Origin of the sequence: uncultured Martelella sp. (assembly GCF_963677965.2) — a bacterium.
GTDB lineage: Bacteria > Pseudomonadota > Alphaproteobacteria > Rhizobiales > Rhizobiaceae > Martelella > Martelella mangrovi.
On the sequence record NZ_CAXXFM010000001.1, the window covers coordinates 596,350 to 615,098 of the forward strand.

General features: G+C 59.9%; 16 protein-coding genes. 11 read left to right on the top strand and 5 right to left on the bottom strand.

The window, feature by feature from the left end; genetic code table 11:
• Position 1 precedes the first annotated feature (1 nt).
• Complete coding sequence (locus tag ACHZCU_RS03020) at positions 2 to 1,771, bottom strand: IlvD/Edd family dehydratase (protein ID WP_319517591.1); 1,770 nt, start codon at positions 1,769 to 1,771, stop codon at positions 2 to 4.
• A 379-nt stretch (positions 1,772 to 2,150) separates the two neighbouring features.
• Here ACHZCU_RS03020 and ACHZCU_RS03025 point away from each other — a divergent pair, with 379 nt between their 5' ends.
• From ACHZCU_RS03025 to ACHZCU_RS03035, 3 genes are all read left to right on the top strand, one after another.
• The gene (locus tag ACHZCU_RS03025; RefSeq protein ID WP_319517592.1) at positions 2,151 to 2,765 is read left to right on the top strand and encodes a hypothetical protein; all 615 of its coding nucleotides are present in this window, start codon (positions 2,151 to 2,153) and stop codon (positions 2,763 to 2,765) included.
• Positions 2,766 to 3,033: 268 nt separating this feature from the next.
• Positions 3,034 to 3,363 carry a transposase gene (locus ACHZCU_RS03030; protein WP_319517593.1) on the top strand — a complete coding sequence of 110 codons (330 nt, stop codon included), beginning with the start codon at positions 3,034 to 3,036 and terminating at the stop codon, positions 3,361 to 3,363.
• Between the two features lie 174 nt (positions 3,364 to 3,537).
• Positions 3,538 to 3,963, top strand: a complete 426-nt coding sequence (locus ACHZCU_RS03035; RefSeq protein WP_319517594.1) for a transposase — start codon at positions 3,538 to 3,540, stop codon at positions 3,961 to 3,963.
• A gap of 415 nt (positions 3,964 to 4,378) precedes the next feature.
• Here ACHZCU_RS03035 and ACHZCU_RS03040 read toward each other — a convergent pair whose 3' ends face one another.
• Positions 4,379 to 5,197, bottom strand: a complete 819-nt coding sequence (locus tag ACHZCU_RS03040) for a DUF1206 domain-containing protein (protein WP_319517595.1) — start codon at positions 5,195 to 5,197, stop codon at positions 4,379 to 4,381.
• Positions 5,198 to 5,574: 377 nt separating this feature from the next.
• On the opposite strand from ACHZCU_RS03040, the gene ACHZCU_RS03045 reads away from it, so the two are divergent.
• The 6 genes from ACHZCU_RS03045 (at position 5,575) to ACHZCU_RS03070 (ending at position 13,422) form a co-directional block, all read left to right on the top strand.
• Entirely contained in the window at positions 5,575 to 6,918 is a 1,344-nt protein-coding gene (locus ACHZCU_RS03045; protein ID WP_106302236.1) for an ABC transporter substrate-binding protein, read from the top strand.
• Between the two features lie 70 nt (positions 6,919 to 6,988).
• On the top strand, positions 6,989 to 8,305 hold the full coding sequence (locus ACHZCU_RS03050) for a sugar ABC transporter permease (protein ID WP_319517596.1): 1,317 nt from the start codon (positions 6,989 to 6,991) through the stop codon (positions 8,303 to 8,305).
• A complete protein-coding gene (locus tag ACHZCU_RS03055) occupies positions 8,302 to 9,552 on the top strand; it encodes a carbohydrate ABC transporter permease (protein WP_394706008.1) in 1,251 nt (416 codons plus the stop codon). The genes ACHZCU_RS03050 and ACHZCU_RS03055 overlap by 4 nt, the downstream gene beginning before the upstream one ends.
• A complete protein-coding gene (locus ACHZCU_RS03060) occupies positions 9,549 to 10,844 on the top strand; it encodes a hypothetical protein (protein WP_394706009.1) in 1,296 nt (431 codons plus the stop codon). The genes ACHZCU_RS03055 and ACHZCU_RS03060 overlap by 4 nt, the downstream gene beginning before the upstream one ends.
• Before the next feature lies 1 nt (position 10,845).
• A complete protein-coding gene (locus tag ACHZCU_RS03065) occupies positions 10,846 to 11,898 on the top strand; it encodes an ABC transporter ATP-binding protein (protein WP_319517599.1) in 1,053 nt (350 codons plus the stop codon).
• Positions 11,899 to 12,054: 156 nt separating this feature from the next.
• Positions 12,055 to 13,422, top strand: a complete 1,368-nt coding sequence (locus ACHZCU_RS03070; protein WP_319517600.1) for an aminotransferase — start codon at positions 12,055 to 12,057, stop codon at positions 13,420 to 13,422.
• 30 nt (positions 13,423 to 13,452) lie between these two features.
• Here the strand turns inward: ACHZCU_RS03070 and ACHZCU_RS03075 are convergent, their stop codons facing one another.
• The 3 genes from ACHZCU_RS03075 to rirA form a co-directional block, all read right to left on the bottom strand.
• Complete coding sequence (locus tag ACHZCU_RS03075) at positions 13,453 to 14,454, bottom strand: substrate-binding domain-containing protein (RefSeq protein ID WP_319517601.1); 1,002 nt, start codon at positions 14,452 to 14,454, stop codon at positions 13,453 to 13,455.
• 74 nt (positions 14,455 to 14,528) lie between these two features.
• Positions 14,529 to 16,160, bottom strand: coding sequence for an FGGY-family carbohydrate kinase (locus ACHZCU_RS03080; RefSeq protein ID WP_319517602.1), 1,632 nt, complete (start codon positions 16,158 to 16,160; stop codon positions 14,529 to 14,531).
• Positions 16,161 to 16,446: 286 nt separating this feature from the next.
• A complete protein-coding gene (gene rirA / locus ACHZCU_RS03085) occupies positions 16,447 to 16,914 on the bottom strand; it encodes an iron-responsive transcriptional regulator RirA (protein ID WP_106302254.1) in 468 nt (155 codons plus the stop codon).
• A 166-nt stretch (positions 16,915 to 17,080) separates the two neighbouring features.
• Between rirA and ACHZCU_RS03090 the strand changes: the two genes are divergently transcribed.
• Both ACHZCU_RS03090 and ACHZCU_RS03095 read left to right on the top strand, forming a co-directional pair.
• Positions 17,081 to 18,115: a Fe(3+) ABC transporter substrate-binding protein gene (locus ACHZCU_RS03090; RefSeq protein ID WP_319517603.1), complete on the top strand. Its 1,035-nt coding sequence runs from the start codon at positions 17,081 to 17,083 to the stop codon at positions 18,113 to 18,115.
• 191 nt (positions 18,116 to 18,306) lie between these two features.
• The gene (locus tag ACHZCU_RS03095; protein WP_319517604.1) at positions 18,307 to 18,654 is read left to right on the top strand and encodes a hypothetical protein; all 348 of its coding nucleotides are present in this window, start codon (positions 18,307 to 18,309) and stop codon (positions 18,652 to 18,654) included.
• The last annotated feature ends 95 nt before the right edge of the window (positions 18,655 to 18,749 follow it).

Consider the following 18,749-nt stretch of genomic DNA (forward strand, 5'->3'; position numbering starts at 1 on the left):
GTCAATGATTGTGCCGGGGTGGTCGCGATGCGATATCCCGAAAGTCTTCGACCCCCGAAAGCGTCGCACCTTCATCGAGCTGCGTGACGGAATTGCGGTAGATCCGCTGCCAGGGCGTCGCATCGGCGGGAACGGCGGGAAGCGCCTCGTGTTTTCGCCGTTCGATCTCAATGTCATCGACCAGCATATCGCAGCGGCCCGCATTGAAATCGATGCGGATGATGTCGCCATCGCGCAGAAAGGCCAGTCCGCCGCCTGCCGCACTTTCCGGCGAGGCATGGAGGATTGACGGACTGTCGGCGGTGCCGGACTGGCGGCCGTCGCCAATTGTCGGAAGGCTGGTGATGCCCTTGCGGATAAGGCGATCCGGCGGCTGCATGTTGACCACTTCGGCAGAACCCGGCCAGCCGCGCGGGCCGGCGCCGCGAATAACCAGAATGGTATGTTCGTCAATATCGAGCGCCGGATCGTTGATCCGGGCATGATAATCCTCCGAGCCATCGAAGATCACGGCCTTGCCCTCGAATATGCCCTCCTTTCCGGCAACGGAAAGATAGCGCTTGCGAAACTCCTCGGAGATGACGCTCATCTTCATGATGGCAAAATCGAACAGATTGCCCTTCATCACCAGAAAACCCGCCCGCTCCTGCATCGGCTCGGCAAACGGCTTGATCACGGCGCGGTCCTGCGCCTCCCGCCCCTGCAGATTATCGGCAACAGGCCTGCCGGTCACCGTCGGACAGTCGCCCGAGAGCCGCCCTGCCTGCAACAGCTCCCACATCACCGCCGGAACGCCGCCGGCCCGGTGAAAGCGTTCCCCCAGAAACTCGCCGGCGGGCTGGACATTGGCCAGAAGTGGGATATCGAAGCCATAGTCCTGCCAGTCTGAAGGCTTCAGCTCGACCCCGGCATGGCGCGCGATGGCGGAGAGATGCGGCTGGGCATTGGTGGAGCCGCCGATTGCCGAATTCACCCGGATGGCATTGAGGAAAGCATCCCGGGTGAGAATATCGAGCGGACGGATATTTTCGTTGACCAGTTCCACCGCACGCCGGCCGGTGCGATATCCCATCTGCGCGCGTTCACGATAGGCGGCGGGGATTGCCGCACAGCCCGTCAGCGACATGCCGAGCGCCTCCGCCATGGCGTTCATGGTCGAGGCTGTGCCCATGGTGTTGCAGTGACCGACCGAAGGCGCGGATTCAAGGGCGGCCTCCAGAAACTGCTCGCGATTGATCTCGCCGGCGGCAAGCTTGCGGCGCGAACGCCAGATCACGGTGCCGGAGCCGACAAGCTCCCCGTCATACCAGCCGTCGAGCATGGGGCCGCCGGAATAGACGATCGCCGGAATATTGACCGTTGCTGCGGCCATCAGCGCCGATGGTGTCGTCTTGTCGCAACCGGTCGTCAGCACCACGCCGTCGAGCGGATAGCCGTAAAGGATCTCCACCAGTCCGAGATAGGCAAGATTGCGGTCAAGCGCGGCGGTCGGGCGCTTGCAGTTTTCAAACAGCGGATGAGAAGGAAACTCGATGGGAATACCACCGGCATCGCGAATGCCGTCACGCAGGCGCCGCGCGAGATCCAGATGGTGACGGTTGCAGGGATTGATATCGCTGCCGCTCTGGGCAATGCCGATGATCGGTTTGCCGGACCGCAGCTCCTCCGGCGTTGTGCCGTAATTCATGAAGCGCTCCAGATAGAGCGCCGTCATATCCGCATGATCCGGATTATCGAACCAGTCCCGAGACCTCAGGCGACGTTGCGACATATGTCCTTCTCCCAATACTGCAAGCCCGCAACACGAAGCCTAAGCGCCGGTCTGGGCAGTCATTGTCAATGGCGCCGGCCCGGCCGGAAACCGGTTATCGCCATGCGACATCACTTCCCATGTTCTGCTTCCATATGATCAGCAATCGGGTCGTGATGCACGACCTTTCATAGCCCGCAACACCGTGTCTTGTCGCCGTGGCTGACACCCCTATCCCGTCAAAAGGGCGATTTCATCGGAACGTTCTGCGCCAGTGCCCGTTGAATAGGCATCGAATTAAAACGGAGCAGAAACAATGAACGGTATTATTTATCTCGTAGGTCTTGTTGTAGTCGTCATGTTTATCCTGTCCGTCCTCGGCCTGGCATAAGGGGGAGTCATGACAGAGCAAAACCACAGTCCTGTAACCACGCCGGCCACGCCGGCCGTGCCGGGCGTCTCCTACCTCGAATGGGGCGCCATCTTTGGCGGTGCGGCCGTCGCGGGCGCGCTCGCATCCGTGCTCAGCCAGTTCGGCGCGGGCATCGGGCTTGCCGCAAGCGATGCGATGCCGGGTGAAGACGGCCTGTCATGGGCCCTTTTCCTCATCGGCCTCTGGCTCGTTCTCGTCGCCTTTGCCAGCGCCTCTGCCGGTGGCTATGTCGCCGGTCGCATGCGCTCTCACTTCGGCGATGGAACGCCGGATGAAAGCGAATTCCGCGATGGCATCCACGGCATTGTCGTCTGGGCGCTTTCCACACTGGTGCTCGGCGCCGGCGCAGCGCTCATCTCTGCGCTTTCCAGCCTGGGCGCTGCGCCTTCCGGCGGCGAGGTCAGCGAAGAAATGATGCAGATGATGCACAATGCCTCGGTCATCACCGCCTTTGCCTCCGCGGCCGGCGCAGTTCTGGCCGCAGCCGGCGCCTGGTTTGCAGGCGTTGCCGGCGGCAAACACCGCGACGAAGGCCTGTCGATCCACAGCTTCGTCCCGGCGGCACTGCGCCGCAAGGCCTGAAAACGGGAAACGGACCGGAAGAATTTCGGTCCGTTTCCTCATTTTGTTGACAAAGCTCGTCCCACGTTTATTCGTCATACCGGACTTGATCCGGCGTCCTGTGTATAGCGGCTTATGATATGATGGGCGCGGGCGGAAGGTCGTCCGGCATCCTGGTCGTTAGAGACCGTTCCCTGGCACCTGATCCTCCGCCCGCTTTGAATATCCCAACCTGAACAGTTGATAGAGGCCGTTTCAGCGGACCTCGCAGCACAGGATGAGGCTTGTCATGATACACCCTGTCTTCATCGGATGCGATGTCTCCAAAGCACATCTCGATATTTTTGATCCCCGGACCTGCACCTATCTGCGCATCGACAACCTTGCCTCATGCATCGAGACCTGGCTCGATAGCCTGGATGAGCGCAATGTCACGGTCATATTCGAAGCGACCAGTCCCTATGACCGGCGCTTGTGTTTAGCCCTGGCGCGCCGCGGGTGCGCCTACTGCCGCGTCAATCCTGCCAGGGCACGAGACTTTGCAAGGGCCTGTGGCCTGCTTGCCAAGACCGACGCGATCGATGCGCGCATGTTGGCGCGCATGGGGGAGACCCTGTGACCGCCGACAAGCAAACCACCGGATCCCGTGCGTCACAGGCTGTGCCAGCTGCATGCTCGCAGAGACCAGCTCGTCGCCATGCGTCAGCAGGAACGAAACCGACTTCATGGTGCCGAACCGCAGGAAAGAGAAGGTATCGAACGTCACATCGCCTGGCTGGACACGGAGATCGCCATGACCGAGAAAGCCTGCCTTGAGCTGGTACGGTCAGACAGAACCCTGAAACAGAAGACGGTTCGGCTGCGCTCCATCCCCGGTGTCGGCCCTGTTACCGCATTCACGCTCATAGCCTTGATGCCCGAACTGGGCGAAGCCCCATCCAGGGCTATGGCGGCTCTGGCCGGCCTTGCTCCCTTCAATGTCGACAGCGGACATCAAAGAGGCCAAAGGCATATCCGCGGCGGTCGAAAGCGTGTGCGCGATGCACTCTATATGGCCGCTCTTGTCGCCTATCGGCTCAAGAAGCCTTTTGCCCAAACAGCACAAGCCATGTCTGCAAAAGGCAAACCGTTCAAGGTCATGATTATCGCCATCGCACGGAAAATCCTAACCCTTGCAAACGCAATACTAAGAGATCAAACCATGTACAAAACAGCCTGAACATGCGGGAAACAATACAGTTGCCAGGGCTGCTTGTTATGCCCTTTCGGAAAGGTCCTTGCGCGCAAGGACTCAGACTGCTGACAAACCTGACGACGTGCGGGTTGTTGCCTCCGTCAGCAGTCCCCACAGGTGTCATGCTCGGACATGATCCGAGCATCCATTCCGCTCAACCCTTTAATAAGAAAGGGTTTCAAGCAAGCATACATCGTGTAGCCTTGGATCCTCGTGTCGAGCACGAGGATGACCCGGAGGGAGGGGGAGGAGACAAAACCGTGATTGCTTGCGGGGTATTGTCAATATTCTGAGGAAACAGTCCGGATCTCCGGTCCGTTTCCTATACATGCCATCCTGAAGCTCAGCCTTCATCCCACCCCAGCAGAACACATGCGAAGAACGCAGGGCCTGAACCCTGTCAGGCATCTTCGATATTGATCTCCCGCCAGATTGCCTCGGCGAAGGAATAGACGGCAAACAGCACGACGCCGACGCCAAGAGCAGCCAGCAGGAATGCGCCAAACGGCAGGTCCTGGGTATATTCAAGCGCATCCTTGATCCCCGGCGTGCCGGAACCATCTTCGCTCATCAGCCCACGAAAAATCAGAAGCATGGCGAGAATGGAGAAAACGCATCCCCGCGCGGCCAGCCCGGTCATCGATATCGGGTGCAACCAGGTCATGACTGCATCGGAGGCCTTGAGATGTTCGGCATATTTGCGCCTGTAGGCCTTCCACCAGTGCGCGATGGCGACACCGGCGAAAATTGCTGCGAGCGCGATTGAAACGGGCCGCGAACCGAAAAAGCCGGCAATCATTTCAGCCGGCGATGCGCCGTCACCCTCGCCACCGTTGGAAATACCGACGAGTGACAAGGCATAAAACGCCAGCAGACCATAGGTTACAGCGCTTGTCAAGAGACCGGCCCGCACCGCCAGCCCCCTCGCCCCGAAACCATGATCGTCAGGGTCCATGACCGCCTGAAACAGCCGCCAGAGACCATAGCTTACAAGCCCGACAATGAGGACAGTCACCAGCGCCGAGCCGAAAGGTTGGCTCAAGACGGTTTGCAGTGCGTCTCTTGTATCCTTGCTTTCCGCCGATCCGATCGCAGCGAGAATGGCAAACAAACCGATGATGGAATAGACGAGGCCGCGCGCGAAATATCCCGTTCGCGCCAGATGCTTGATCCATTTGGAGCCCTTTGCCATCCGGCGTTCCCCTTTGTTTTGTTTCATGAAAGCAACGCCCGGTCTCAGTCTTTGTTCCGGAACCGGAAAAGCTGCCGGTTGCTTGCGTTCCGGTGCTGCGAAAGTCGTAGAGGCCGCGCAGACAAAGACGACAGCCCGTCTTGACCCTTTGTCCGAAAGCGCTAAAGTCTATTAAATTGGCATTTTTCAAAAATGCCTAAGTAAACTGCAGGCGATGGGAGGAGATCCATCGGTAACAGACTGGCCTGACGCATATGGCGTCATGATCTCGTGACGGCCCGGATTTTAGACCCGGCCGCTGCGTCGTCTGCGATGTCGCGTGCGAAAAACCGGTTCGGCCTTTTGCCGGGTCGTGGCGGAAGACCGGGTTCAGGTTTTCCGATGGAAGCTTTTGGAGGATGACAATGAAGACACTGACGAAACTGACGGCAGCCCTCTTGCTCTCGGCAAGCGCTGCATCCCTGGCACATGCGGACACAATCCGCTTCTGGACCACGGAAGAACAGCCCGAGCGGCTGGCCAAGCAGCAGGAAATCGCCGACGCGTTCATGGAAGAGACCGGCAATGAGGTGCAGGTCATTCCGGTGACGGAAAGCGAACTCGGCACCCGCGCAACCGCTGCCTTCGCCGCCGGCGACCTGCCGGACGTCATCTACCTGACCCTGCAATATGTGCTGCCATGGGCGGAAGCCGGCATTCTTGATGCAGAAATCGACGACGAGATTGTAAACGACCTCGGCATTGACAGTTTCGCGCCCGGCGCTATCGAAATGGCGCAGTTCGAAGGCATGACCGCCGCCGTGCCAGTCGACGGCTGGACGCAGATGATCATCTACCGCAAGGACCTGTTTGACGAGCACGACCTTGCTCCGCCGGACTCCTATGAAAACATTGCCAAGGCGATCGAGGTCCTCAACAATCCGCCGGACATGTACGGTTTCGTCGCCGCCACCAAGATCGATGACAACTTCATGAGCCAGGTGCTGGAGCACGTCTTCCTCGCCAATGGCGTGACGCCGGTGGACGAAAACGGTTTCAAACCGCTGGACGAAGCCAAGACCATCGAGGTTCTGGAATTCTACAAGACGCTGGCCGATGCCTCGCCTGCCGGTGAACTCTACTGGCAGCAGTCGCGCGCGCTTTATTTCGACGGCAAGGCGGCGATGATCATCTGGTCGCCCTTCATCCTCGATGAGCTTGCCGGCCTGCGCGACAGCGCCCCGCCGACCATCAACGACGATCCGACCTCCACGGAGCTTGCCCAGAAGACCGACGTCGTCACCACCTTTTCCGGCCCGTCCAACCCGGATGGCGCGGCCTGGGCGGACATCCGCTATCTCGGCGTGACGGCGGATGCCAATATCGACGTCGCCTCCGACTTCATCAAGTTCTCCATGGATGAGGGCTATATGAACACGCTGTCGATGGCGCCGGAAGGCAAGTTCCCGGTTCGGCGCGGCACGGCGGAAGAACCCAGCAAGTTTGTCGATGAATGGGCAACACTGCCGGTCGGCGTCGACCGCAAGGCGCCGCTTGCCGATGTCTACCCCGCCGAGACGGTGCAGAAAATCGTCACCGGTCTTGAGACCGCCAATCGCTGGGGCGTGAAGGAAGGCCAGCTGGCGCTCGCCTCGAAGATGGTCAACAGCCAGGTCATCAATCAGGTCGTGCGCGAATATATCGACGGCGAGATTTCCGGACCGGACGCCGTCGAAAAGCTCAATGCGGAGCTTTCGGAAATCAACTGATTTCCGGCCGAAAGAACAGCCGGGCGCTGAAATACATGCCCGGCCGCTTTTCCCGCAAAAGGCTTGAGACATGGCAGACATGACCGACAGCGGCAGCCCCGCGACCGAACCGTCCCCCAAACCACCCAAGGGTTTCGGCCGGATGGCGCGGCGCGAAATGCGCTTTGCCTATACGATGCTGGCCCCGACCTTCGCCATTGTGCTGGCCGTGGTGCTGCTGCCGCTGATTGCCAATTTCTGGATATCGTTCAAGCCGGTTCAGCTTTCCGACCTGCGCCCGCCACAGCTCAACATCAACGAGCGCCTGCGCGGCGATCTGGAAAACCCCGGCGATGAGGCGGAAATCGAATACCGGCTGCGCAATACCTCGCAGAAGGCCTCCATCTACAATGCCGGTTTTGTCGATATCATTCCCGAGGGCCTTCAGGTCTCTGGCCTCGATGAGCGCTGCACGCTGGAAGGCCGTCAACTGAGCTGCACGCTCGGCGACCTGCCGGAAAAATTCCGGGATCGCATCCGCATGCAGGTGATTGCCGATACCGCCTATCTGACATCGCCCGTCGAACTCAGAGACAGTGAGCCGCAAACCTCGGGCCGGGCCGACAACATCCTGACGAATTTCGACTTCACGCTCGAAAATTTCGCCCGCATTTTCTCCTCGCCGGACTTCTGGAAAGTGCTGCGGGTCACCTTCTATTACACCGTGTTCGGCACGGCGAGCGCGCTGGTTCTGGGGCTGTTCGCCGCCCAGCTTTTGAACCAGAGTTTCAAGGGGCGCTCGGTGCTGCGCGGGCTGTTCCTGTTTCCCTATGTGGCGCCGGTCATCGCGGTCGCGTTCACCTGGATCATCCTGCTCGATCCCTATTCGGGCACGCTGAATGCGCTTCTGGTGCGCTCCGGCATGATCGGCGCGCCGATCGATTTCTTCGGCCAGCGCGATGTCGATATCTCGATTTTCGGCCTGACCTTCCAGTTCCCGGTGGCGCTGACGACCGTGATCGCGTTCGAGGCGTGGCGCTATTTCCCGCTGTCCTTCCTGTTCATTCTGGCCCGCATGCAGGCGCTTTCCACCGATGTCTACGAGGCAGCCGAAATAGACGGTGCAACGCCGCTGCAACAGTTCTGGTACATTTCGCTGCCGCAGCTTGTCGGCATTCTGGCGGTTCTGTTCCTGCTGCGCTTCATCTGGACCTTCAACAAGTTCGACGACATTTTCCTGCTCACCGGCGGGGCAGCCGGCACCAGAACGTTGACGGTCGATGTCTATGAGCAGGCCTTTGCCGTGTCCAATCTCGGCGCGGGCGCGGCGGTTGCCGTTGTCGTCTTCGCGGTCCTGCTGTTCTTCTCGCTGGTCTTCTTCAAATTCTCACCACAGGATGACGGATGATGCGTATCGGAACCGGTTTCATCGCCGCCATTCTTCTGGGCGCTTTCTGGGCAATTGTCTGGATGATCGTGATCGGCCTCGTGTTCACGCTGTTTTCCGGTGAGGCAAGCGCGCCGCAGCTTGGCTATGCCGCACTGGCGGGCGCAGTGGGGGCGGCCATATACGTGCTGTCGCCGGTCAGAACCCGCGACCGCCCGAAAGCGCGCGGGGCTGCGGTACAGGCTTCCATGATCGTCGCCATTTTCGCGGTGCTGATGCTGACCACGTTCGGCGAACCCTTCGGGCTGTCGCTCGCCTACACAACGGGGCTGCAGCTTGTCGCCTTTGCCGGCTTTCTGGTGGCCGTCTGGTGGTCGATTGTGGCTGCCCTTCACGATCAGAAGGCCGGTAATATCGGCCGCTACCACCTCGAAGTCATCTTCCTGCGCTTCATGAAAGGGCTTGGCCTGACGCTTTTCACCATCGTCGTGGCCCTGCCCTTTTATGTCATGGTGATGACCAGTTTCAAAAGCCAGCAGTCGCTGATTTCCAATCCGCTCGACCTTTCGATCGACCTCAGCCAGGGGCTTTCCGGCCTGTTCAATTCCTATATCGAATTGTTTACCGTCTATTCTTTCGGCACCTTCCTGATGAACTCGGCCATCGTGTCGGTGGCAACCGTCATCATCACGCTGGTCTTTGCCGTGCCCGGCGCCTATGCGGTGGCCAGACTTCGCTTTCCCGGTCAGGCGTTCCTTTCGCGCTCCATCCTGCTGATCTACATGGTGCCTGCCATCGTGCTGGTGATCCCGCTTTATTCGGTGTTCTCGCAGGTGGGTTTGAGAAACTCGCTTATCGGGCTGATGATCGTCTATCCGGCAACCACCATTCCGGTCGCGCTTTACATGTTGCAGGGCTATTTCCGGGGGCTGCCCTCCGAACTGGAAGAGGCGGGGCTGATGGACGGGCTGAAGCGGCCCGGCGTCATCCTCAAGATCACCCTGCCGCTGGCGCTGCCCGCCCTCGCCTCGGTTGCGCTCTACGTCTTCATGATCGCCTGGAACGAATTCCTGTTTGCCTTCATGTTCCTTGATGACATCAACATGTTCACGCTCTCGCGCGGGGTCGTCTCGCTCAATTCGTCGGAAGTGCCGCGCCAGCATCTGATGGCGGGCGCGGTGGTTGCCACCGTTCCGGTGCTGTTCATCTTCCTGTGGTTCGAACGTTTCCTCGTGGCAGGCCTGACTGCCGGCAGCGTGAAAGGATGAGCATGCATCAGTCGTTGAAACAACAGGCCATCGATATCCTGCGCATGAACGACCGGGGCGGCTATACCGTACCGACAGCGCGCCTCTACCCCTATCAGTGGGAATGGGATTCCGTCTTTGCCGCACTCGGCTTTGCCACCTTCGACCGCAACCGGGCATGGGAAGAAATCGAGACGCTGTTTTCCGGCCAGTGGGATGACGGCATGGTGCCGCATATCATCTTCCACAAGACCGACCCGGACTATTTTCCGGGGCCGGAAATGTGGAAATCCAACACCATGCCGCCCTCCTCCGGCCATTCCCAGCCGCCGGTTGCCGCCAGCGCCATGCTGACCATGCTGAAGACCGGCGGGACGATGGATCGGGAGCGTGCGGAAGCGCTTTTCGAAAAGCTCGTCGCCTGGCATCGCTGGTTTCACAAATACCGCGACCCGGATGAAACCGGCGTCGTCGGCATTATCCACCCGTGGGAATCGGGCCGCGACAATTGCCCGGACTGGGATATCGGCATGGCGCAGATCACCGTGCCCGACGACCTCGGCGACCTGCCGCGCCGCGACATCACCCATGTCGACCCGTCCGAACGGCCGACGGCGGAGCAATATAACCGCTACCTCGCCATCGTGAAATTCGGCCATGAATGCAAATGGGATCATCTCGAGATTGCCCGCAACGGGCCGTTCTTCATGGTCGACCCCTGCGTCCAGTTTGCGCTGATGCGCGGCGACCGCGATCTGGCCGAACTCGCCGATGAATTCGGCCTTCCCGCTATCCGCGACGAGGCGGAAAGCTGGCTGAAACGCGCAAAGGAAGGCTGCGGCAGTTTCTGGAACGAGGATGTCGGCGGCTTTGTTGCCAAGGACCTGCGCTCCGGCGCGCTGTCGACGGCCTTCACCAATGCGTCGGCCATGGCACTTTACGCCGATGCCGGAGATGCGGCGCAACAAGCCCGCTCGGTGAGGGAAATCACCGCCATTCTCGATTGCTGCACCTATGGTTTTCCCAGCTGGGACCCGCGCGACAGCCAGTTTGAAAGCCGGCGCTACTGGCGCGGCCCCATCTGGTCCGTGGTCAACTACATGATTGGCACCGGCCTTGCCGAAAAGGGCCATGGCGCCCTTGCCGAACGGCTGCGCGGCGACACCCGAAGGGCCGTCGAGACATCCGGCTTTTATGAATATTTCGACCCGCTGACCGGCGAAGGCCTTGGCGGCAAGCTTTTCACATGGACCGCAGCCATTCATCTCGCCTGGGCCATGGGCGACGATCTATTGCAGGCTGAAGGAGAATAAGATGGGCTCTATCCGGCTGGAAAACGTGGAAAAATGGTTCGGCGACCTGCAGGTCATCAAAGGCATCGACCTTGAAATTGATGACGGCGAATTCGTCATCTTCGTCGGTCCTTCCGGCTGCGGAAAGTCGACACTGCTCAGGATGATTTCCGGGCTTGAAGAGACAAGCCGCGGCCGCATTCTGCTCGATGGCGACGATGTGACCGACCGGCTGCCGTCAGAGCGCGGCCTTTCCATGGTGTTTCAGTCCTACGCGCTCTATCCGCATATGGATGTGCGCGACAATATGGGCTTTTCGCTGAAAACCGCCGGCAGCCCGAAAAAGGAAATTGCGGAAAAGGTCGGCCGTGCCGCCGAAATCCTGCGCCTCGACGACTATCTCGACCGTCGCCCGAAAGCGCTTTCCGGAGGCCAACGCCAGCGCGTCGCCATCGGTCGCGCCATCGTCCGCGAACCGAAGGGCTTCCTGTTCGACGAGCCGCTCTCCAACCTCGATGCGGCGCTCAGGGTCGAGATGCGCTTCGAAATCGCCCGCCTGCATGAAACGCTGAACACCACGATGATCTATGTGACCCACGATCAGGTCGAGGCGATGACCCTGGCAGACAGGATCGTGGTGCTGAAGGATGGCCGCATCATGCAGGTCGGCACCCCGCGCGACCTTTACGAAAAACCCGACAACCTGTTCGTCGCCCAGTTCATCGGCTCACCGAAAATGAACATTCTGCCGTGTTCAGGTAGCGGCGGTGAATATAAAATCGAAGGCCACGGCAGTGGGCCAATGCCGGAGGGCACGGAAGGCACGCCCGCCTCGCTCGGCATCCGTCCAGAACACATCGACGTTGTCGAGGCCGGCAAGGGTCAGGTGACGGGCAAGGTGGAGATCTCCGAATATCTCGGCTCCGACACCTATCTCCATGTCGATTGCGGCGATGCCGGCAGGCTCATCATCCGCGTTGCAGAAATCGATGCCGACATTCGCGGCAAGGATATCGGCCTTTCCTTCCGCCCGGATAAACTGCATTTCTTCAACGAGGCCGGGCTTTCGCTTTGATGCCTGCAAGGCTCGCCCCGCCTGAACCATTGCCGCAGCGACAGGCATGAAGGGCCGTCCCCGGATAGCCAGACGCCCCTTTTGCCGTTCGTGCCTTGACGACGCCACCTAATCCCGGAAAGGTCAGGCTTGCAAACGGCAACAGGGAGACCGGGCATGGCGGACACAGGCGGAAATTCATGGGAAGAGAAGGACATGGCCAATGTCTTCCATGGCTTTACCGATTTTCCTTCGCTGAAGGAAAACGGGCCGGTTGTTCTCAGCCATGGCGAAGGCATTCATGTCTTCGATGTGCACGGCAAACGCTATCTGGATGCCAATTCGGGCTTGTGGAACAATGTCGCCGGGTTCAATCACTCAGGCATTGTGGAGGCGCTCTGCGCACAGGCGCAGCGCTTTCCGGGCTATCATTCGTTTTTCGGCCGGATTGCCGATGTCACCGTCGAACTGTCCGAGCGCCTGATTTCGCTTTCGCCTTTCGACAGCGGCAAGGTCTACTACACAAACTCCGGTTCGGAAGCCAACGACACCATGGTGAAGATGCTGTGGATGATCAACCGGCGAAAGGGCATGCCGGAACGGCGCAAGATCATCACCCGCATCAATGCCTATCATGGCGTGACAGTGGCCACGGCATCGATGACGGCAAAGCCCTATAACAGCGAATTCGGCCTGCCGCTGCCGGGTTTTCTCCGCGCCGACTGCCCGCATTTCTGGCGTTTCGGCCTCGAGGAGGAGACAGAAGAGGCATTTACCGCGCGCATGGCGCGCAATCTCAGGGACCTGATCGAGCGTGAAGGCCCCGAAACCATTGCCGGTATGTTTGCCGAACCGGTGCAGGGTGCGGGCGGCGTCATTCCACCTTCAAAAGGCTATTTCGACGCAATCCGGCCGATCCTTCGGGAATATGACATTCCGCTGATCGCCGACGAGGTGATCTGCGGTTTCGGCCGGATGGGCACAATGTGGGGCAGCGATTATTACGGGATAGAGCCGGATGCGATCATCGCCTCGAAGTGCATTACCGCCGGTTACTATCCGATGGGCGCCGCCATTCTCGGCGCGAAGCTTGCCGCGGAACTGGAAGAAGCATCAGAGGCGGCCGAGGAATTTCCGCATGGCTTTACCGCAGCCGGCAGCCCGCTTGGCAGCGCTGTTGCCCTGAAGGCGCTCGATGTGCTCGAGACGGAAGGGCTGATCGACAATGTCCGGGCTCTGACACCGCATTTTCTCGAGCGGCTTTCGCGCTTCGGCGACCATCCCCACACAGGCGAGGTGCGCGGCGTCGGTTTCATGGGCGCCATCGAAATGGTTGCCGACAGAAAGACCAGGGCGCCGTTCGACAGCAAGCTTCGGGTGTCCGAGCGGATCGCCAACAAGGCGCTGGAAAAGGGCCTGATCTGCCGCCCGCTCGGGGCCGCCGTGGTCCTCGCGCCCCCCTTCATCATCACCAAGGCTGAAACCGACACCATGTTCGATCTGCTGGAAGAGACGGTTGCCGATGTCTTTGCGGAGATCGGTTAGCGCTGTTGCCGCATCGCCTCCCGGGACGCGTCAGGCCGGCGCGTTGAGATAGAGCAGTTCGGCATCAACGACCGTGCGCGTTCCCTCGGCCGCCACATTGCCGCCGATCCGGTCGGAGAGCGCCTGGAAGGCGGCGCGCGCCAGTGCCTCTTCATCCTGCCGGATGACGATGACCGTGTTGGGCAGAAGTTCCAGAAAGCCGTCATAGTCAAACGTGGCGATGATCATGTCGGGCGGAACGACCGAACGCGTGCGCCTGAAATGTTGCAGGGCGCCCTCGAGCACGAGCAGCGAAGAGCACAAAAGCGCCGACGGCAATGCGCCACCGGCCTCAAGAAGTGTCTGCATCATGGCTTTGCCAGCGGCCACGCTGTCGTCGGCCGCTGTCAGCAGTCTTGCATTCTCCCCCTCACCGGCAGCCGCGCGAAATCCGGCAATGCGCGCGACAATGGCCGGGTTTTCCGGATGTCCGCAGAAAAACACCATGTCGCTTGCGCCCGCGCTCATCACCGCGGCGGTCAGAAGCCTTGCGTTTTCCCGGTGGTCGCTGGCGATCACCTGCGTATTATCGCCCGGATAGTGGCGGTCGATCACGACCATGGGCGTCTGGCGGCTGCGCTTTTTGGCCGAAACCGCCGGGCGTGGTGCGCACGGTGCCAGCACCAGCGCATCGACCCCGCGTTCCAGCAGGCTTTGCAGCGCGCGGGCTTCCACCAGCGGATCCTCCCCGCTCGACGTGGTAATCAGCACAAGGCCCTCACTCCGGCAGCAGGCTTCAAGATGCGCCATGAAACGGGCAAAGAACGGGTTCGCAATCTCCGGCGCCACAAAGCCGATCGTATGGCTGCGCTGCGTCTTCAGATTGCGCGCAGTCTGGTTGATCGTGTAGCCATGCTCGTCGACATAATCGCGGATGATCTTCTGCGTGCGGGTGCTGATCCGGTATTCGGAAGCACGCCCGCTCAGCACCATGGTGATCGTCGTCCGGGAATAACCGGTTTCTTCCGCAATCTCGGAAATCGTTTTCGCCATAGCCTGTTTTTCTCCGCTGCCGGCAGTTTATCGCAAGGCGCGTGCCAAACGCCAGCACCAAGAAGGCTACGCGGTCAGGATGCCATCATCGCCCTGATCTTGCGGTCAGCGTCCTGTAGCAGCGCGAAAGCCTCAAATTTTGCCGCATGCAGCTCGGAAACCGCGCCGCCGGCAGGTTCGATAATCTCCCGGATCGCCGACATCTGTCGCGCGCCCTGCTCCAGATTATCGTGATGCCCTGCAGCAACCGCGCCGATGATCGCACCGCCGAGAAGCACGGGTTCTGCCGTATCGGGAAGGGCAACCTTGAGGCCCGTCGCATCGGCAAGGATGCGCCGCAAAAGCCTGCTCTGCGCGGCTCCGCCGCTGACCACGATGGTCTCAAGCGGCAGCCCTGCGGCCTTTTCCGCCTCGATGATCTGCCGTGTGCCGTAGCACAGCCCGCAAAGCCCCGCGACGTAGAGCGCGACAAGACTGTCCTCCCCCGTATCAAGCTTCAGCCCGCTGACGACGCCGGTTGCCTGCGGATCGGCATAGGGCGCGCGGTTTCCGAGAAATTCCGGCACCACCTGAATGTCACGGCCGAGAAAGGTCGCCGCGTCCAGCGAGCCGGCCTGTTCGATCGCGCGCTTTTCCAGATAGACAGGGACGGGCAGGCCCTGGGCCGCCGCCTTTTCGCGGATGGCAGGATAGGCTGGATGGAGGGTGACGAGGTGATCGAGGGCCGCGCCATAAGCGGATTGCCCGCCTTCGAGAAGCCAGAAGCCCGGCACCATCGCGCCGAAATACGGTCCCCAGACGCCATCGACGAAATGCGCATCCTTCGCCAGTGTCATCGCGCAGGCCGAGGTCCCCATGATCAGCGCCATCTGGGTTTCCGGCGGCAGGTTTTCGCCATTCGGGCCTTCGCAGGCAAAAGTGCCAACGCCGCCGCAATGGGCATCGATCAGCGAGGCGCCGACCGGCGTTCCGGCAACAAGGCCTAGCTCTCCGGCGGCCGTATCCGTCAGCCCTTCGCCAACAGGGGTTGCGATATCGACGACATTCGAACCGATGCGCGTAAATGCGTCGTCAGCAAGCTCCTCAAGGCCGATGGCCTTGAAATATTCGGCGTCCCAGCGTCGCTCATGGGCAAGATAGGTCCATTTGCAGGTAACGGTGCAGACCGAGCGGTCCGTCGAACCGGTCGCGCGCCATGACAGAAAGTCGGCGAGATCGAAGAAATGACCGGCGGCGGAAAAGGTCTCCGGCCTGTTTTCCTTCAGCCAGAGCAGTTTCGGTGTTTCCATTTCCGGCGAAATCCGGCCGCCGACATAGCGCAGCACATCATGGCCGCCGGCATTGATGCGGTCGGCCTGCTCGATTGCGCGGTGATCCATCCAGACGATGACATCGCGCTCGGGATCGTTCGAGGGGCCGACGGCCAGCGGCTCTCCCTGCGCGTCCAGAACAACCAGCGAACATGTCGCATCAAAGCCAATCCCCTTGACGGTTGCCGGATCGACATTGGCTTCCGCCAGCGCCGTTTTCGTGCAAAAGCAGATGGCGCTCCAGATATCATGCGATGACTGCTCGACGATATCGCCGGCTTCCCGCCAAAGCGTCAAATCCTTCTTGCCGACGCCCAGCAGACGGCCGTTCTCGTCGAAAACGCCTGCCCGAGCACTGCCGGTTCCGACATCGATACCGATGAAATGATTGTTCATGGTTCCCTCCCTGCCCCGTTCGCCAACGGGGCAACTCCGTATCTTTCGATCAGGGCACCACTGCCCGATGCTCACCTGCCATCGCCCGACCTAAGCTTTTCAGCCATGAAAAGCATATGCTGCTACGAGTTAGCGATCTACAGCTATATCTTTCCCGGAGGAAGCTCAAGCACCATTGTGCAATGCGCCGCACCCGAACAACGAAAAAGCGCCGGAAAATATCCCGGCGCTCATCGTACCAATTCATAAAAGCTTTTCGGCCGCAGACATCGTCTGCGCAGCGCTATCAGGCGGCTGAGGATTCAACCTTCTCGTTTTCCTCAATGCTGAGAAGCTTGAAAATGTCGCCGCGACGCCGCACCAGATCGGCAATCGTGTAGTCGGCAAGCACCGCGAAAAAGGCGTTGAGAGCCTTTCGCAGCGCTCCGTTGAAACCGCAACTGTCGACCAGCGGGCAATCCGTTTCGTTGCTGTCATCGAAACACTCGGCCATGGAAAAGTTTTCCTCGGTCACGCAAACAACATCGAAAAGCGTGATCTCGGAAGCGGGCCGACCGAGGCGAACACCGCCATTGCGCCCGCGCACCGTTTCCATGATACCAGCCTTGTGCAAGGGCTGAATGATCTTGAACAGAAACAGCTCGGACACACCGTAGGCCTTGGCAATCTCGGGCACGCGGCTGAGTTTTCCGTCATTGGCGGCGCAATACATGAGCATGCGTACCGCATAATTCGTCTGCTTTGTCAGGCGCATACCAATTGTCCTCTTTAGAATGTTTCCATCTTTATAGCGCGTTTCTCACTTTGGAACAATTCCAAAAGAAGAAATTTTCACTCAAGTCCAGAAAGGCTCTCGGTTGACACCTCGATCCGAATACCTGATGACATAATTCAACTTAAAAGAACACAAGGAGGATTCAATGACAAGGCTCAAGGCGTCCGCCGGTTTTTTTCTTGCATTCGCGACTGCCGCTTTTGCCGCGCCTGCGGCCCTGGCCGAGGATGTCAATATCTATTCCTATCGCCAGCCGGAGCTGATCGCCCCCCTGCTCGAGGCCTTTGAGGCCGAGACCGGAATCAATACCAACGTGTTGTTTCTGGATACGGGCCTTGTGGAACGGGTGAAGGCAGAAGGCGCCAATTCGCCCGTCGACGTGATTCTCACCGTCGATATCGGCCGGCTGACGGAAGCCAGGGAAGCCGATGTCACCCAGCCGGTCGAAAGCGCGATCATCAATGACCATATCCCCGCGCAGTTCCGCGACCCCGACGGCAACTGGTTTGCGCTGACCAAACGTGGCCGCGTGGTCTACGCATCGAAAGACCGCATCGGCCAGATACCCATTACCTATGAGGAACTGGCGGACCCGAAATGGAAAGGCGCGATCTGCATCCGCGACGGTCAACATCCCTATAATATCGCCCTCATTGCTTCGATGATCGCCCATCACGGCACGGAATACACCGAAGAATGGCTGGAAGGCCTCAAGGCCAATCTTGCCCGGCGTCCGAACGGCAATGACCGCAGCCAGGCCAAGGCAATCATGTCCGGCGAATGCGACCTCGCGCTTGGAAACACCTATTATGTCGGGCTGATGATGACCAACGACAAGGAACCCGAGCAGAAGGAATGGGCCGCCGCGATCGATATCCTGTTTCCCAATGCCGATGACCGCGGCACCCACGTCAATGTTTCCGGCATGGCCATGACCAAACATGCACCCCATCCGGAAAACGCACTGAAGCTGATGGAATTCCTCGCCTCGCCCGAAGCCCAGGAAATCTACGCCGAACAGGTGTTCGAGTATCCGGTGATGCCGGGGGCCGAAGCCTCCGAGATCGTGCAGTCATTTGGCGATATCCATCCGGACGACCTGCCGCTCATCGAAATTGCCGATCACCGCCGCGAGGCATCAGAACTCGTCGACAAGGTCGGCTTCAACAACGGTCCGTAAATCAGCGGCGACCGATCGGCGGCAACACACTCTTTCGGCCTGGTGTTTGACGACACCGGGCCTTTTCGTTTCTGCGCCGTACGATCTTGACGCCCTCTGCGACCTGCCTTGCATGGGTCGCGCAAGAAAGCAGAGCCCATGCCTGCATTTTCCGCTATGGTGACGGCAGCAACCAATTGGGAGAACAAGTAATGGTCAAACTGATTCAGACAGCAGCGCTTGCGGCACTGGTCGCCCTCGCTGCCTGCCAGACGGCTCCACCGGAGGCGCAGGAAACGCCGCTACAGGAGCTGCTCGACCAGGGCGCCCGCGCCGAACTCGCAACCCAGCGATGCGAAAGCTATACCAGCCTGCGGGGCGACCGGAAGCTCAGGGACGCCTCCGAACAGATCTACGCCAAGGCGAGAACAATGGGTGCCGACCAGTCCGACATCGATGCCGCACGGCTGCGCGCCCGCCAACAAGCACAAATTCGTGACACGCTTGTGGGCAATGAACAGACCTGCGACGAACTATCGGTGCTGCCGGCAGGGTATTGAGCGCCCTTGCAGAATAGCTTTCAACAGGAGCCGTTCCTGTTCACGTGATCACAAAAGGCCGGCTGCTTTTGCGGCCGGCCTTTTGTGTGAGAATT